The sequence below is a fragment of the Arthrobacter rhamnosi genome (genome assembly GCF_054510975.1).
Genome location: NZ_JBTNDN010000004.1, coordinates 127,686 through 142,517, shown reverse-complemented (window position 1 = coordinate 142,517; position 14,832 = coordinate 127,686). Strand labels below are relative to the sequence as shown.

The window sequence follows — 14,832 nt, the reverse complement described above, 5'->3', positions numbered from 1 at the left end:
GGCGAAACCTACGCCCGCATTTTTCGGGCTGTCAATGGAAGCGGGGGCCGTACCGCTACCCCATTGCAGAAAGGGGGTTTCACCCGCCCTGCTGGTACGTCCCGAGCACCAGCCGCTTCGCCGGATCCCGCTCTGGCTGCAGCTCGTCCCGCCGCCGTACGGTCACTGCGGAGGCTGCGGGATGAGGATCGTGAAGCACGTCCCCTGACCGGGCTCACTCCGGACCGTGATGGATCCGCCGTGCTCGCCGACGATGCTCTTGGTGATCAGCAGCCCCAGTCCGACCCCCGGCACCGCCGTCGTACGGACCGACGGTGAACGGAAGAACCGGTCGAACACGTGGCGCAGTTCCTCCGCCTCGATCCCGATGCCGGTGTCCTCCACCGCGACCGTCAGCCCGTGGCCGTCCAGGGACGCATCCAGCGTGATGCTGCCGCCCCTCCTGTTGTACTTGACCGCGTTGGTGAGCAGGTTGTCGACGGCCTGTGCGAGCCGGACCGGATCCGCCACGGCGGGCAGGCTCGAGGGCGCGCGGTTCACGAGGCTGAGGCCGGACCGGGTAGCGCGCACGGAGGCCGACGACGCCGCCTCCGCCAGGATCCGGCCGACGTCGGTCGCGACCGGGTTCACCTCGAAGGTGCCGGCGTTGATGGCCAGCAGATCCTCCACGAGCTGCTCGAGCCGCTCGGCGTTGCGCCGGGCGACCTCCAGGTGGCGGACGACGTCGGCGGGCAGGCTGTCGTGGAGTTCGAGGGTCAGTTCGAGGTACCCGAGGATCGAGGTCAGCGGCGTCCGGAACTCGTGCGACACGTTGGAGAGGAAATCGTCCTTCGCCTGCAGCGCGAGCACCAGTTCCGTGACGTCGTTGAAGGACACCACCGTCCCCGCGTACGCCCCGTCGTCGTGCATGGAACGGGAGGAGATGCTGAAGGCCCGCTGGGAGCGCGGTGGGCCCAACCAGATCTGCACTCCCTCGAGGTCCTCGCCCCGGATCGCGCGGAGCACCGGGCGTTCCTCGGGAGGGATGGGGGTGACGCGGTCGGGGCCGAAGATCAGCAGCTCCGCCTCGTTCGGGTCGTCGTTGCCGACGGGGGCGGCCGCCAGGTGGTCCTTGCGCTGCCGGGCGTTCATGAGGATGTCGTTGCCGTCTGCGTCGACCGCGAGCAGCCCCACGCTGACCGTGTCGAGCACGGTGTTCAGCAGCCGCTCCCGGATCCGGCCGGCCTCGACACTCTCCCGGAGCGCCGCCTGGGAGACGCGCAGCGCCTCCTGCCGCCGCCGGTTGTCCTTCGACAGGGCGCTCACGAACCACGCCATGCCCGTGAGCATGATGGGCAGCAGGATCGGGTCGATCAGGGCGTCGGCGGTCAGGGGTTCGGGACGCAGCACGAGCGGCAGCCAGATGATCGCGAGCGACGCGGCGATGGTGACGGCGACCGCGGTGCCCGTCCGGACCCGGGACGCGGCGATCCAGACCACGGGGAACGCAGCCAACAGCCCTACGCCGGCGAGGGCGTCGCCCGCCGCCGCACGGGCCAGGCCCACCGCCACGAAATCGACCAGCGGAACGAGGATCACCCAGCGGCTCGGGATGCGCGACCACGGGAGGACGCAGCACAGCGCCAGGACGAGCACGTTGAGCAGCCACCCGGAGAGGAAGACCGGCGTCGACGCGAGGTCCCCGCGTTCCGCGACGCCGAGCGCCATGGCAAGGGTGAACGTGATCGTCAGCGCCAGTTCGCTGAGGATGATGCGCCGGCGGTGCCGGGCCCGCCGCCCGCTGTGGCCCGCGTCTGCGGGAGTCCCCCCGCCCGGCGCCAGTCCTCGTTCCCCCATGGAAAGGATCCTAGTTCCCGCGGCCTTCGAAGACGTCGGGGATGCCGTCCGCGTCGGCATCGATTGTGTCTTCCTCCTCGATGCGGCGGTAGCGCCTGTTGCGCAGGCGCAGTATCACGCTGGAGAGCAGGGCCGCGGTGAGGGAGGCGGTGAGGATGGCGACCTTCGCGTGGTCGTCGTGCTCGCTGCCGGTGCCGAAGCTGAGGTCGTTCACGAGGAGCGACACGGTGAAGCCGACGCCGGCGAGGATGCCGACGCCGAGCAGGTCCCACCAGCTCAGGTCCGGGTCCAGGTGTGCCCGGGTGGTCTTGGTGACGAGGAACGTGGTGGCCAGGATCCCGAGGGGCTTGCCGAGGACCAGGCCCAGGACGATGCCGATGAGGACCGGGTCCGTGAGGGCGGACACGAAGCCCTCGGCGCCGCCGATCGCGACGCCGGCGGCGAAGAACGCGAAGACGGGGACGGCGAACCCGGTGGACAGGGGGCGGAAGCGGTGCTCGAGGACCTCGGCGAGCCCGGGCTGGTCCGGTCGTGGCGCGACGGGCTTGCCGTCGGGGGCGCGCCGCAGCACGGGGACGCAGAACCCGAGCAGGACCCCGGCGACGGTCGCGTGGACGCCCGAGGCATGCATGATCGCCCAGGTCGCGATGCCCAGCGGCAGCAGGATCAGCCAGGGCCCGTGCACGGTGGTGCCGAAGAACCGGGGCTTGGCCTGGGCGAGGAGGGCGAAGAGCCCCAGTGGTAGGAGCATCGCCAGCAAAAAGGCGGGGCGGACGTCCTCGGAGTAGAAGAACGCGATGATCGCGATGGCGATGAGGTCATCCACCACGGCGAGGGTCAGCAAAAAGATCCGCAGGGCACCGGGCAGGTGCGAGCTGATCACGGCGAGCACGGCCAGGGCGAACGCGATGTCCGTGGCGGTCGGGATCGCCCACCCCCTGAGGGTGTCGGGGGAGGACAGGTTCACGAGGACGTAGATCAGGGCGGGGACGACGACGCCGCCGAAGGCCGCCGCGACGGGCACGATGGCCCGGCTGATCCGCCGGAGGTCCCCGGCGACGAACTCGCGCTTGAGTTCGAGTCCGGTGAGGAAGAAGAACACCGCGAGCAGTCCGTCCGACGCCCACGTACCCACGGAGAGGTCCAGGTGCCAGGGCTCGTAGCCGAACTCGAAGTCCCGGACCGCGAAGTAGGAGTCGGCCAACGGGGAGTTGGCCCAGGCGATGGCGATCGCACTCGCGATCAGCAGCAGGATCCCGCCCACGGTCTCCTTGCGGAGGATCTCCGTGATCCGCAGGTACTCCGGGTAGCTGGACCGCTGCAGGACGACGGGGTGGGCCCCCGCCGTCTTCGCGGACTCGTCGCCTGCCATGTGCTGTCCTCTCTCAATCGGCCGCTGCCGTGCGTACGGGTGCGGGCCTCAGCCGATGAGGGCCCGCACCCCGATCACGGCGGTGGCCGCGCCGAGGATCATCGACGTCGAGATGAGCATGAGGTGCACGGTCAGGAACCGCGTCGCTGCGCCCTTCTCGTCCCGCGCCCGCGGGTCCTTGAGGACACGGCGCAGGAAGGGCGGCCAGACGATCAGCGTCCAGATGCCGGCGAGGATCAGGATGAGGGCGAGGGGTGTGGGGAGCTGCACGGTGCGAGTCTTTCGGGTGGAGGTGACGAAGGTGCGGGGCGGAAGGGGATCAGCGGTTCTCGAGCCACTTCCGGGCCTCGACGGCCTGCACGTTGAGGGCCTTGCCGATCATGGGCTCGGCCGCACCGGCGATCTTCCCGCCGAGGAACGGGATGGACGAGGTCACATTGCCCTGGAGATCGACGACCGTGGAGGTGCCCTGGGAGACCAGGCGCTGCACCGCGGTGACGTTCAGGGGGACTCCGGCGACCGTCATGTCGAGTGAGGCCCGGCGCGAGCCGTCCGCCTCGGGGGCTTCCCAGTGCTCGGTCTGCGTGACGGAGAGCGTCTCGCCGACGAACTTGCGGGCCATGTCCGGCAGCCGGTTGGTCGGCATGGTGCGGACGGCGGTGAGGGTGAACGCGCCGGCGGGGTCGCCGTCGAGCGCGAGGGACTGCAGGGAGCCTCCGACGTACTCGCTCATGTGGCGCACGAAGCCTTCGTCGGTGAAGACGCCGAGGACGGTGGCGGTGTCGTAGGGGAGTGTGGTGGACGCGTTCAGTGCCATGGTTCCTCCGGGAAATCAGCGCGGTGCCGCACGGGCGGCAGGACAGGGGTCTCCGGTAATCCTACGGCCTGCCCCTGCAGGGAGGTCGGCCGGCGCCGGGCGGCCCCCAGGTGTCAGGGCCGCTTGGTAGGCTGGAAACATCCCCGGGAACGCCTGATCTTTCCGGGCTTTTGTGCTGTCTCCGCCCTGTCACGCCCCTGCTGATCGCGGGAGACACGGGGTGGAGGAACCCACGCCTGAGGAGTCCCATCATGAGCCTGAACGGATTGCGCGCAGCGCTTGCCGAGGACGCGTCGTACGCCCGCGTACGGACCAACGCCGCACGGCCTGTCGAGCAGCGCAGCGCGGACCTGCAGATCGGTGCACCCGCCGGCATGCGTGCGCCCCTGATCGCCGAGATGGTCGACGGACTCGCCGGCTCCGCCGACGGCGGGGCCGCGCCGGTGGTCCTCGCCATCACCGCCACCGGTCGGGAAGCCGAGGACCTCGCCGCCGCGCTGCGGAGCTACCTGCCCGGCAGCGCCATCGAGGAGTTCCCGAGCTGGGAGACCCTGCCCCACGAGCGCCTGTCACCGCGCTCCGACACCGTGGGGCGGCGCCTGTCGGTCCTGCGCAGGCTCGCGCACCCCGGCGATGTGCCGGTGCAGGTCATCACCGCCCCCATCCGCGCCGTCGTGCAGCCGCTCGTCGCGGGCCTCGGCGACCTCGAGCCCGTGTCGCTGAAGGTCGGCGACGAGGTGGCCTTCTCGGACGTCGTGAAGGCGCTCTCGGACGCCGCCTACGCGCGGGTGGACATGGTCACGCACCGCGGCGAGTTCGCCGTGCGCGGCGGCATCATCGACGTCTTCCCGCCCACCGAGGACCACCCCATCCGTGTCGACTTCTTCGGGGACGAGGTGGACCAGATGCGCTGGTTCGCCGTCGCCGACCAGCGCTCGCTCACGTCGGGCGAGCCACCGGTGGCCCTGTACGCCCCGCCCTGCCGGGAGATCCTCATCACCCCGTCGGTCATGTCCCGGGCCGCGAAGCTGCAGTCCGAACTGCCGGCCGCGGCGTCGATGCTGGAGAAGATCGCCGGGGGCATCGCCGTCGAGGGCATGGAATCGCTCGCGCCGGTGCTCGTGGACGCCATGGTGCCGTTCGTCGGCGAACTGCCGGCCGGGTCGATCGCCGTCGTCATCGAACCCGAGAAGGTCCGCTCCCGCGCCCATGACCTCGCCGCGACCAATGAGGAGTTCCTCGCGGCGGCATGGTCGACGGCGTCCGAAGGCGGGGCCGCTCCCCTCGACCTCAGCGGCGGCCTCGGCACGGACCTGCAGGAAGCCAGCTTCCGCTCGCTGGCCGACACTCGGGCGACCGCGCTCGCCCACTCGGTCGCCTGGTGGGGCATCACGTCGTTCGGTGCCGACGAGGAACTGAGCGACGTCGACAGCTTCACGCTGCACGCGCGCGAGCCGCGCGGCTACCAGGGCGACGTCGCCGAGATGATGGACTTCATCGGCGGCCGCGTCCGCGACCAGTGGCGCGTCGTCGTCGCCACCGAGGGCCCGGGGCCGGCCCAGCGCCTCGCCGAGCTCTTCTCCGACAACGATATCCCCACGAGCCGCGTCGACTCGCTCGAGGCTCCGCCGCAGCCCGGCATCATCGAGATCACGACGGCCTGCGCGGGCCGCGGCTTCGTGGTGGACAGCCTGAAGATGGGGCTGCTCACCGAGGCCGACCTACTCGGGCGCACGAGCGCCTCGGGCACGCGGGACATGCGCAAGATGCCCTCGCGCCGCCGCAACGCCGTCGATCCGCTGCAGCTCAAGGAAGGCGACTTCGTGGTCCACGAGCAGCACGGCGTGGCGAAGTTCGTGGAACTGATGCAGCGCTCCACGGGCGCCGGACCCACCCGCACCACGCGCGAGTACCTCGTCCTCGAGTACGCGCCGTCCAAGCGCGGCGCGCCCGGCGACCGACTCTTCGTACCCACGGACCAGCTCGATCAGGTGACGCGCTACGTCGGCGGTGACGCACCGGCCCTGAGCAAGATGGGCGGCTCGGACTGGAGCAAGACCAAGAACCAGGCACGCAAGGCGGTCAAGGAGATCGCCGGCGAGCTCATCCGTCTGTACTCAGCACGCATGGCCTCCCGCGGACACGCCTTCGGGCCCGACACCCCCTGGCAGCGCGAGCTCGAGGAGGCCTTCCCGTACGTCGAGACGCCCGACCAGCTGACCACGATCAACGAGGTCAAGGCGGACATGGAGCGGGAGATCCCCATGGACCGCCTCGTCTCCGGCGACGTCGGGTACGGCAAGACGGAGATTGCCGTGCGGGCCGCCTTCAAGGCGGTGCAGGACGGCAAGCAGGTGGCGGTGCTCGTGCCCACCACGCTCCTGGTGCAGCAGCACTTCGAGACCTTCTCGGAGCGCTTCTCCGGGTTCCCGGTGCGGGTCCGCGCGCTGTCGCGCTTCCAGACCGCCAAGGAGTCCCGGGAGACGGCGGAGGGCCTCACCTCGGGGGCCGTCGACGTCGTGATCGGCACGCACCGCCTGCTGTCGAAGGAGATCTCCTTCAAGGACCTCGGGCTCGTGATCGTCGACGAGGAGCAGCGGTTCGGCGTGGAGCACAAGGAAGCGCTGAAGAAGATGCGCACCAACGTGGACGTCCTCGCGATGAGCGCGACGCCGATCCCGAGGACGCTCGAGATGTCCCTGACCGGGATCCGGGAGACCTCGACCCTCGCGACGCCGCCGGAGGAGCGCCACCCCGTGCTCACCTACGTCGGTCCCTACACCGACAAGCAGGCCTCGGCGGCGATCCGCCGTGAACTGATGCGCGAGGGCCAGGTGTTCTTCGTGCACAACCGCGTCTCGTCGATCGACCGCACGGCGGCGCACCTCAAGGAGCTCGTGCCCGAGGCGCGCGTCGCCGTGGCGCACGGCCAGATGACGGAGTCCCGGCTCGAGCAGATCATCGTCGATTTCTGGGAGAAGCGGTTCGACGTCCTGGTCTGCACCACGATCATCGAGACGGGCCTGGACATCTCCAATGCCAACACGCTGATCGTGGACCGGGCGGACTCCTACGGGCTGTCGCAGCTCCACCAGCTCCGCGGCCGCGTGGGCCGCGGACGCGAGCGGGCCTACTCGTACTTCCTGTACCCGTCGGAGAAGCCTCTCGGCGAAGTGGCGCTCGAGCGGCTCAAGGCCGTCGCGTCGCACAACGAGCTCGGTGCGGGCATGCAGCTGGCCCTGAAGGACCTCGAGATCCGTGGTGCGGGCAACCTGCTGGGCGGGGAGCAGTCGGGCCACATCCAGGGTGTCGGGTTCGACCTCTACATCCGCCTGGTCGGGGAGGCCGTCGCCAACTTCCGCGGCGAGGCCGAGGAGAAGGCAGCGGACATGAAGATCGAGCTGCCGGTCAACGCTCACCTGCCGCACGACTACGTGCCGGGGGAGAGGCTGCGCCTCGAGGCCTACCGGAAGCTCGCCGCCGCTGCCACCGACGAGGCGATCGACGCGGTCGTGGCCGAACTCCAGGATCGCTACGGCGAGCCTCCCGCCGCTGTCCAGAACCTGGTGGCCGTGGCGCGCTTCCGGGTCGCGGCCCGGCACCTCGGCCTCACGGACGTGGCGCTGCAGGGCAACTTCATCAAGTTCGCTCCCGCCGAGCTGCCCGAGTCCAAGCAGATGCGCCTCACCCGGATGTACCCGGGCGCCGCGGTGAAGCCGGCCCTCAACGCGGTGCTCGTCCCCAAACCGAAGACCGCGAGGATCGGCGGCCGCGACCTCGTCGACGCCGAGATCCTGGACTGGGCGAGGAACGTGCTCGACGCGGTGTTCACGCCCTAACCGCCCCGGCCCGTCGGCGGACAGCCGGAGACACTAAGAGGCCGTCCCTTCGGGGACGGCCTCTTCGTGCAGGTGAGCGCGGCGCTGCGCCGCCGTGGTCAGGAACTGACGCCGGCCGACGTCTTCTTCTCGCGGGTGCGGTTGCCCTCGGCGAGGTCGAAGCCGGTGTCGGCGCGCCCGAGGATGCCCTGGGGGATGAAGAACGCGAGGAACGCGAGGACGACGAGCGCGGCCATGGGCCAGACGTTGTCGAGCGAGAGCCAGGTCAGCAGGTACATGCCGACCAGGAACATGCCGAACATGATCACGAACACGAGGATGTTCTCGACGAGGTGCCCCTTGCCGGCGTGGGCAGGCGAACGCTCGGCGTCGCTCCCGGCGTCGCTCCTGGCGGAAGCTTCATGTGACATTGGATCTCCTTGCGTGCGTGGTGTACCTGCTGCGCCGTCAGTAGCCTGCGGCGCCCTGTTCACCCTTAACGATAGCGACTCCCGAGCTGGCGCCGATACGCGTTGCTCCGGCGGCGATCATCGCGCGGGCGTCCTCGAGCGAGCGGACACCGCCGGACGCCTTCACGCCGAGGTCCGGACCCACGGTCTTCCGCATCAGGGCCACGTCCTCGATGGTCGCGCCGCCGCCGTTGAAGCCGGTGGAGGTCTTCACGAAGTCAGCTCCTGCCTCGACGGCGGCCTCGCACGCAAGGACTTTCTGCTCGTCGGTGAGCAGCGACGTCTCGATGATGACCTTCAGGATGGAACCGTGCTCGTGGACGGCGTCGGCGACGGCGAGGATGTCCTGGACGAGTGCGTCCCGGTCTCCCGCCCGCGCCGCGGCGATGTTGATGACCATGTCGATCTCATCGGCGCCGTCGGCCACGGCGCCGCGGGCCTCGAAGACCTTGACCTCGGTGGTCGTGGCACCGAGCGGGAAGCCGATCACGGAGCAGGTGAGGACGCCGGTGTCCTTCACCGCCGTGCGCACGGTGCTGACCCAGATCGGATTCACGCAGACGGACTTGAACGAGTACTCGACGGCCTCGCGGCACACCGTGAGGATCTGCTCACGGCTGGCTTCGGGCTTGAGGAGCGTGTGGTCGATGAAGGAGGCGAGGGATACGTCGGTAGGCATGGTCCCCATCTTTCCATGACGGCGAGGGCCCACCGGGAGGCGACCCCCGCCACCGGACCGCCGCTCAGAGGCCGAGCGCCTCCCCGACGTCGCGCTTGACGGCGTCGAGGCGCGTACGCGCTGCGGTCTTGGCCTCCTCGAGCTCCGCGGTGGACCCGACGGGCTCCACGACCTCCAGGTAGCACTTGAGCTTCGGCTCGGTGCCGCTGGGCCGGATGATGACGCGCGTCTCGTCGTGCGTCAGGTAGAGCAGCCCGTCCGTGGGCGGCAGGTGCGCGGACCCCTGGGCGAGGTCCTCCGCGACGCTCACCGGCGAGCCGGCGAAGGACGTCGGCGGGTTCTCCCTGAGCCGGTTCATCATGGCGCCCAGCAGCCCGAGACTCGCCACGCGGACGGAGAGCTGGTCGGAGGCGTGCAGGCCGTGGACGAGGAAGGAGTCATCCAACAGGTCGAAGAGCGTGCGGCCGGCCGCCTTGGTCGCGGCGGCCAGTTCCGCCAGCAGCAGCCCTGCGGAGATGCCGTCCTTGTCCCGCACGAGGTCGGGTGCGACGCAGTAGCCCAGGGCCTCCTCGTAGCCGAAGGAGAGGTCGTGGACGCGGGCGATCCACTTGAAGCCCGTCAGGGTCTGGGCGTGGTCGATGCCGGACATCCCGGCGATCCGCCCGAGGAGGCGGGAGGACACGATCGAGTTCGCGAACACGCTGCGGCGGGCAGGGTGCCCTGCGGATCCGTCCCGGGCGTCCGCCGTGAGGCGCGCGGCCAGGTGCAGGCCGAGGAGCGTTCCCACCTCGTCGCCGCGCAGCATGCGCCACGTGCCGGTGGACGGCTCGCGTGCCGCGAGTGCCACACGGTCGGCGTCGGGGTCGTTGGCGATCACGAGGTCGGCGTCCACCTGGGCGGCGGTCTCGAGGGCGAGGTCCAGCGCCCCCGGTTCCTCCGGGTTGGGGAAGGCGACGGTGGGGAAGTCGGGATCGGGATCGGCCTGCCGTTCGACGACGGTGACGTCGGCGAATCCGGCGGCGGCCAGCACGGCCTGCGCCGTCCGCCCGCCGACGCCGTGCAGGGGAGTGAGGACGATCCGGAGGTCGCGGGCCGTGACGGCCGGGTCGGCGAGGGCCGAGACGGCGGCGATGTAGTCCGCCTCGATGCTCTCGGGCAGCACCGTCCAGCCGGCGGAGGCGAGCCCGACGCTCTCGACGGCGCCGACCTGGTCGATCCGGGCGGCGATGCCGGCGTCGTGCGGGGCGACGATCTGGACGCCGCGCGCATCCTCCTCCACGGCCCGTCCGCCCAGGTACACCTTGTATCCGTTGTCCTGCGGGGGGTTGTGGCTGGCCGTGACCATAATGCCCACCTCGCACTCCAGGGCGCGGATCGCGTAGGCCAGCACCGGGGTCGGGAGCTCACGCGGCATCAGGAAGGTCTCGATGCCGGCCGCGGTGAAGATCGCGGCGGTCTCCTCGGCGAAGATGCGGGAGTTGTGGCGGGCATCGAACCCGACGACGGCGCGGGGTGCGTAGGCGCCGGTGGCGAGGTCCAGCGCGTGGGCGGCGACCCCTGCAGCGGCGCGGCGCACCACCACGCGGTTCATCCGGTTGGGGCCGGCGCCCAGGGCTGCGCGCAGGCCGGCGGTGCCGAAGGCGAGCGGCCCGGAGAAGCGGTCCCGCAGGTCCTGCTCGGAGACGGCGGCCGAGGCGTCCCGGGTCCGGACCGATGCCACGAGCGCGCGGAGTTCTTCCGCCGTTTGCGGGTCCGGATCCGCGGCCGCCCACGCGTCGGCGGTGGAGAGGAGGGTGTCCAGTTCAGAGGTGGTCATGCGTGTCCCTTACGTGGATCGGCGATGGATGTCCGGCGGTCGCCGGGCATGCCTGCTGGAGGTCCGGCGGTGTGGAGGAGGCGGGTCAGATCGTGGCGACGATGTCGGCCAGCAGGCGCGAGATGCGCGGCCCTGCGGCATGTCCCGCCTCGAGGACCTCGGCGTGGCTGAGGGGCACCGGGCTGATGCCGGCCGCCAGGTTGGTCACCAGCGAGATGCCGAAGACCTCCATGCCCGCGTGCCGGGCGGCGATGGCCTCGAGGGCGGTGGACATGCCGACGAGGTCGGCGCCGATGCGCTTCGCGTACTGCACCTCGGCCGGGGTCTCGTAGTGAGGGCCGGTGAACTGTGCGTAGACGCCCTCGTCGAGCGTCGGATCCACGCTCCGTGCGATGCTGCGCAGGCGTGAGGAGTAGAGGTCGGTCAGGTCGACGAAGGTCGCCCCTTCCAGCGGCGAGGACGCCGTGAGGTTGATGTGGTCGCGGATCAGGACCGGGGTGCCGGGCTGCCAGCGTTCCTGCAGGCCGCCGCACCCGTTGGTGAGGATCATGGTCGTCGCGCCGGCGGCCGCCGCGGTCCGCACGCCGTGCACCACGGCGCGCACTCCCTTGCCCTCGTAGAAGTGCGTCCGGGCACCGAGCACGAGGGCGCGCTTGCCGTTCGGCGTCAGGATCGAGCGGACGGTGCCGGTGTGGCCGACGACGGCGGGGGCCGAGAACCCGGGGATGTCCGCGGCGTCGAGGGTGTGCGTCGTCTCGCCGATCAGCTCGGCGGCCTCGCCCCAGCCGGAGCCGAGAACGAGGGCGGTGTCGTGCCGGTCGATGCCGGTAGCGCGGGCGATATGGCCGGCAGCGGCGCGGGCCAGGTCAAAAGGATCGGAAGTCACCGGTTCAACTTACCCTCTGCGTACCGGGCCCGACACCGGGCGCGGCGCCCTTCCCGCGCGGCTCAGGCGCGGGCCTCCCGTCGTTTCGGCGTGTCAGTGGCATGGGCGATAATCAAACCGTGACCAACCAACTCGATTTCAGTTCATTGCGCCTGGCCATCCTGGGCGGGGGCCCCGGCGGCTACGAAGCGGCACTGGTGGCGGCCTCGCTCGGCGCGAACGTGACCGTCGTCGAACGGCAGGGCCTGGGCGGATCAGCGGTCCTCACGGACGTCGTGCCGTCCAAGACCCTCATCGCCACGGCGGACACCATGACGCGCTTCACCGACGCGAGCGGGCTGGGTGTCCACTTCTCCGCGGACAGCAAGGTCTTCGCGGACCTGGACAAGGTCAACCAGCGGCTGCTGAAGCTCGCCGTGGAGCAGTCCTCGGACATCCGCGCCACCCTCGAACGCCTCGGCGTCCGCGTGATCATCGGCACGGGGAAGCTCCTCGACAACCACCGGCTCGAGGTCGAGTCGGGCGGCGAGACCACGATCGTCGAGGCCGACGCCGTCCTCCTCGCCGTCGGCTCGACGCCGCGCGAACTGCCCAGCGCGATGCCCGACGGTGAGCGCATCTTCAACTGGACGCAGCTCTACAACCTCCGCCGGATCCCCGAGCACCTGATCGTCGTCGGTTCCGGTGTCACCGGCGCAGAGTTCGCGAGTGCCTACAACGGGCTCGGGTCCAAGGTCACGCTGATCTCCAGCCGCGACCGCGTGCTGCCCGGCGAGGACGCCGACGCCGCCGAGGTGCTCGAGGGCGTGTTCAAGGACCGCGGCATGACGGTCCTCTCCCAGTCGCGTGCCCAGGCCGTAGACCGCACCGACGACGGCGTGATCGTCCACCTGGCGGACGGGCGGACCGTCGAGGGCACCCATTGCCTCGTCGCTGTCGGCGCCGTCCCGAACACCGCGGACATCGGCCTCGAGGAGGCCGGCGTCGCCGTCAACGAGTCCGGCCACATCCGGGTGGACGGCGTCTCCCGCACCACGGCGCCGAACGTCTACGCGGCGGGGGACTGCACGGGCGTCTTCGCCCTCGCCTCGGTCGCGGCGATGCAGGGCAGGATCGCCATCGCCCACCTCATGGGTGATTCCGTCAGCCCCATCAAGCTCAAGCAGGTCGCCTCGAACATCTTCACCTCCCCGGAGATCGCCACGGTCGGCGTCACGGAGGAGGACATCGAGTCCGGGCGGTACCAGGGCGACGTCGTCAAGCTCTCCCTGCACACCAACGCCCGCGCGAAGATGATGAACGTCAAGGACGGCTTCGTGAAGGTGATCTCGCGCAAGGGTTCCGGCACCGTCATCGGCGGCGTCGTCGTCGGGCCGCGCGCGTCCGAGCTGATCTTCCCGCTCGCGCTCGCCGTGACCAAGAAGCTGCACGTGGACGACGTCGCCAACACGTTCACGGTGTATCCCTCGCTGACCGGGTCCATCTCGGAGGCGGCGCGGCGCCTGCACGTGCACATCTAGCGCTCCGTCCGGCACCGGGACCGGTGCCGGACGGCGTTCCCGGCGTCCACATGGTGGACACGCTTATCCACCCAGTGGACGCCGGTGATCTGATATTGGGGTTCAAACCGAAGCACGGGCGCCGTGCTGCAGGGGCCCTCGAGCACCTGGCGGTCGCGCCTCGTCCGAGAAAGCCGACCCATGACCTCCTCCACCGCCGCTGGTGCCAGCGGAACCACCAAGCCACTGAACTCGCGGGGCAAGGTGATCTTCGCCAGCCTCATCGGCACGACGATCGAGTTCTACGACTTCTACATCTACGCCACGGCCGCCGTACTGGTGTTCCCCGCGTTGTTCTTCCCCAACCAGACCTCCGCGAACCAGCTGCTCAGCTCCTTCGCCGTCTTCGGCGTGGCCTTCGTCGCACGCCCGCTCGGATCCATCATCTTCGGCCACTTCGGCGACAAGATCGGCCGGAAGGCCACCCTCGTGGCTTCACTGCTGACCATGGGTATCGCCACGTTCCTCATCGGCCTGCTTCCCTCTGCCACCACCGAGGGATGGGTCCTCCTCGCACCCCTGCTGCTCGTCGTGCTGCGTTTCCTCCAGGGACTCGCGCTGGGTGGTGAGTGGAGCGGCGCCGCCCTGCTGGCCACGGAGAACGCCCCCGAGGGCAGGCGTGCCATCTACGGGACGTTCCCGCAGCTCGGAGCTCCGATCGGGTTCATCCTGGCCAACCTGCTGTTCGTGCTGCTGAGCTCCACGCTGAGCCCGGAGCAGTTCCTGGAGTGGGGCTGGCGCGTGCCGTTCCTGCTGAGTGCCGTGATGGTGGTCATCGGCCTGTACGTGCGGCTGAAGCTGATCGAGAGCGCCTCCTTCCAGAAGGTCCAGAACGAGGGCAAGGTCGTGAAGGTGCCGCTCGGCACCACGTTCCGTCGCCACTGGCGCGCACTGATCCTCGGCACGTTCATCATGTTCGCGACCTACGTGCTCTTCTACTTCATGACCGCCTTCACCCTGACCTACGGGACGGCGCCGTCGAGCATCGAGCAGGCCCAGGCCCGCGCGGCAGCCGCCGGCAAGGAGTTCACTGAGGCGCAGGCTGCAGCGTTCGTCCCCGGCCTCGGCATGGCGCGCACCGACTTCCTGTGGATGCTGATCATCGGCGTCGTCTTCTTCGGGATCTTCACCCTCGTGTCGGGACCGCTCGCCGAGCGTTTCGGCCGGCGCAAGATGCTCCTCGCCACCACCGTGGGCATCGCCGTCTTCGGTCTGCTGTGGGCTCCGCTGTTCGGGGCAGGGACTGTCGGCGCCATGATCCTGCTGATCGTCGGCTTCACCCTCATGGGCCTCACCTTCGGCCCCATGGCCGCGGTGCTGCCCGAACTGTTCCCTGCGAACGTGCGCTACACGGGGTCGGCTGTGGCCTACAACGTGTCGAGCATGATCGGCGCCGCGCCCGCCTCCTTCATCGCGGTCGCGCTCTGGCAGGCCGCGGGTGGAAGTACGGTGCTGGTCGGCGCCTACCTCAGCGCGGCGGCCGTCCTGACGTTCATCGCGCTCTTCATCTCGCGCGAGACACGCGACCACGACTACGAGAACAACGTCGCCTGACCTCCGCAGGCGTCCACGCGACGGC

At 70.1% G+C, this 14,832-nt stretch carries 11 protein-coding genes; 3 read left to right on the top strand and 8 right to left on the bottom strand.

Going from position 1 to position 14,832, the window contains the following annotated elements:
- Window positions 1-162: 162 nt before the first annotated feature.
- From ACX80J_RS11215 to ACX80J_RS11200, 4 genes are read right to left on the bottom strand one after another with little or no spacing between them, the layout of a single operon-like run.
- Window positions 163-1,836, bottom strand: coding sequence for a sensor histidine kinase (locus tag ACX80J_RS11215; RefSeq protein ID WP_459345714.1), 1,674 nt, complete (start codon window positions 1,834-1,836; stop codon window positions 163-165).
- Between the two features lie 10 nt (window positions 1,837-1,846).
- Complete coding sequence (gene nhaA / locus ACX80J_RS11210; RefSeq protein ID WP_459347812.1) at window positions 1,847-3,208, bottom strand: Na+/H+ antiporter NhaA; 1,362 nt, start codon at window positions 3,206-3,208, stop codon at window positions 1,847-1,849.
- 48 nt (window positions 3,209-3,256) lie between these two features.
- Entirely contained in the window at window positions 3,257-3,478 is a 222-nt protein-coding gene (locus ACX80J_RS11205) for an SCO4848 family membrane protein (RefSeq protein ID WP_459345716.1), read from the bottom strand.
- Window positions 3,479-3,527: 49 nt separating this feature from the next.
- Window positions 3,528-4,025 carry a DUF2505 domain-containing protein gene (locus tag ACX80J_RS11200; RefSeq protein WP_459347811.1) on the bottom strand — a complete coding sequence of 166 codons (498 nt, stop codon included), beginning with the start codon at window positions 4,023-4,025 and terminating at the stop codon, window positions 3,528-3,530.
- A 251-nt stretch (window positions 4,026-4,276) separates the two neighbouring features.
- Between ACX80J_RS11200 and mfd the strand changes: the two genes are divergently transcribed.
- Entirely contained in the window at window positions 4,277-7,864 is a 3,588-nt protein-coding gene (mfd, locus tag ACX80J_RS11195; RefSeq protein ID WP_459347810.1) for a transcription-repair coupling factor, read from the top strand.
- Between the two features lie 98 nt (window positions 7,865-7,962).
- Here mfd and ACX80J_RS11190 read toward each other — a convergent pair whose 3' ends face one another.
- From ACX80J_RS11190 to ACX80J_RS11175, 4 genes are all read right to left on the bottom strand, one after another.
- Window positions 7,963-8,274 (bottom strand): hypothetical protein, encoded by a 312-nt coding sequence (locus ACX80J_RS11190; RefSeq protein WP_459347809.1) that lies wholly within the window; start codon window positions 8,272-8,274, stop codon window positions 7,963-7,965.
- 37 nt (window positions 8,275-8,311) lie between these two features.
- Window positions 8,312-9,001, bottom strand: a complete 690-nt coding sequence (gene deoC, locus ACX80J_RS11185) for a deoxyribose-phosphate aldolase (protein ID WP_459345720.1) — start codon at window positions 8,999-9,001, stop codon at window positions 8,312-8,314.
- A gap of 55 nt (window positions 9,002-9,056) precedes the next feature.
- Entirely contained in the window at window positions 9,057-10,808 is a 1,752-nt protein-coding gene (locus ACX80J_RS11180) for a phospho-sugar mutase (RefSeq protein WP_459347808.1), read from the bottom strand.
- An 85-nt stretch (window positions 10,809-10,893) separates the two neighbouring features.
- Window positions 10,894-11,694 carry a purine-nucleoside phosphorylase gene (locus ACX80J_RS11175; protein WP_459345722.1) on the bottom strand — a complete coding sequence of 267 codons (801 nt, stop codon included), beginning with the start codon at window positions 11,692-11,694 and terminating at the stop codon, window positions 10,894-10,896.
- Between the two features lie 119 nt (window positions 11,695-11,813).
- Here ACX80J_RS11175 and ACX80J_RS11170 point away from each other — a divergent pair, with 119 nt between their 5' ends.
- Both ACX80J_RS11170 and ACX80J_RS11165 read left to right on the top strand, forming a co-directional pair.
- Window positions 11,814-13,214, top strand: coding sequence for an NAD(P)H-quinone dehydrogenase (locus ACX80J_RS11170; protein ID WP_459345723.1), 1,401 nt, complete (start codon window positions 11,814-11,816; stop codon window positions 13,212-13,214).
- 180 nt (window positions 13,215-13,394) lie between these two features.
- The gene (locus ACX80J_RS11165; protein WP_459347807.1) at window positions 13,395-14,807 is read left to right on the top strand and encodes an MFS transporter; all 1,413 of its coding nucleotides are present in this window, start codon (window positions 13,395-13,397) and stop codon (window positions 14,805-14,807) included.
- Window positions 14,808-14,832 lie beyond the last annotated feature (25 nt).

What these genes read in the sequence shown, in the direction of transcription:
- mfd (WP_459347810.1), top strand. Translation starts at nt 4,277, where the DNA reads ATGAGCCTGAACGGATTGCGCGCAGCGCTTGCCGAGGACGCGTCGTAC.
- ACX80J_RS11165 (WP_459347807.1), top strand. Translation starts at nt 13,395, where the DNA reads ATGACCTCCTCCACCGCCGCTGGTGCCAGCGGAACCACCAAGCCACTG.
- ACX80J_RS11200 (WP_459347811.1), bottom strand. Translation starts at nt 4,025, where the DNA reads ATGGCACTGAACGCGTCCACCACACTCCCCTACGACACCGCCACCGTC.
- nhaA (WP_459347812.1), bottom strand. Translation starts at nt 3,208, where the DNA reads ATGGCAGGCGACGAGTCCGCGAAGACGGCGGGGGCCCACCCCGTCGTC.
- ACX80J_RS11180 (WP_459347808.1), bottom strand. Translation starts at nt 10,808, where the DNA reads ATGACCACCTCTGAACTGGACACCCTCCTCTCCACCGCCGACGCGTGG.
- ACX80J_RS11215 (WP_459345714.1), bottom strand. Translation starts at nt 1,836, where the DNA reads ATGGGGGAACGAGGACTGGCGCCGGGCGGGGGGACTCCCGCAGACGCG.
- ACX80J_RS11190 (WP_459347809.1), bottom strand. Translation starts at nt 8,274, where the DNA reads ATGTCACATGAAGCTTCCGCCAGGAGCGACGCCGGGAGCGACGCCGAG.
- deoC (WP_459345720.1), bottom strand. Translation starts at nt 9,001, where the DNA reads ATGGGGACCATGCCTACCGACGTATCCCTCGCCTCCTTCATCGACCAC.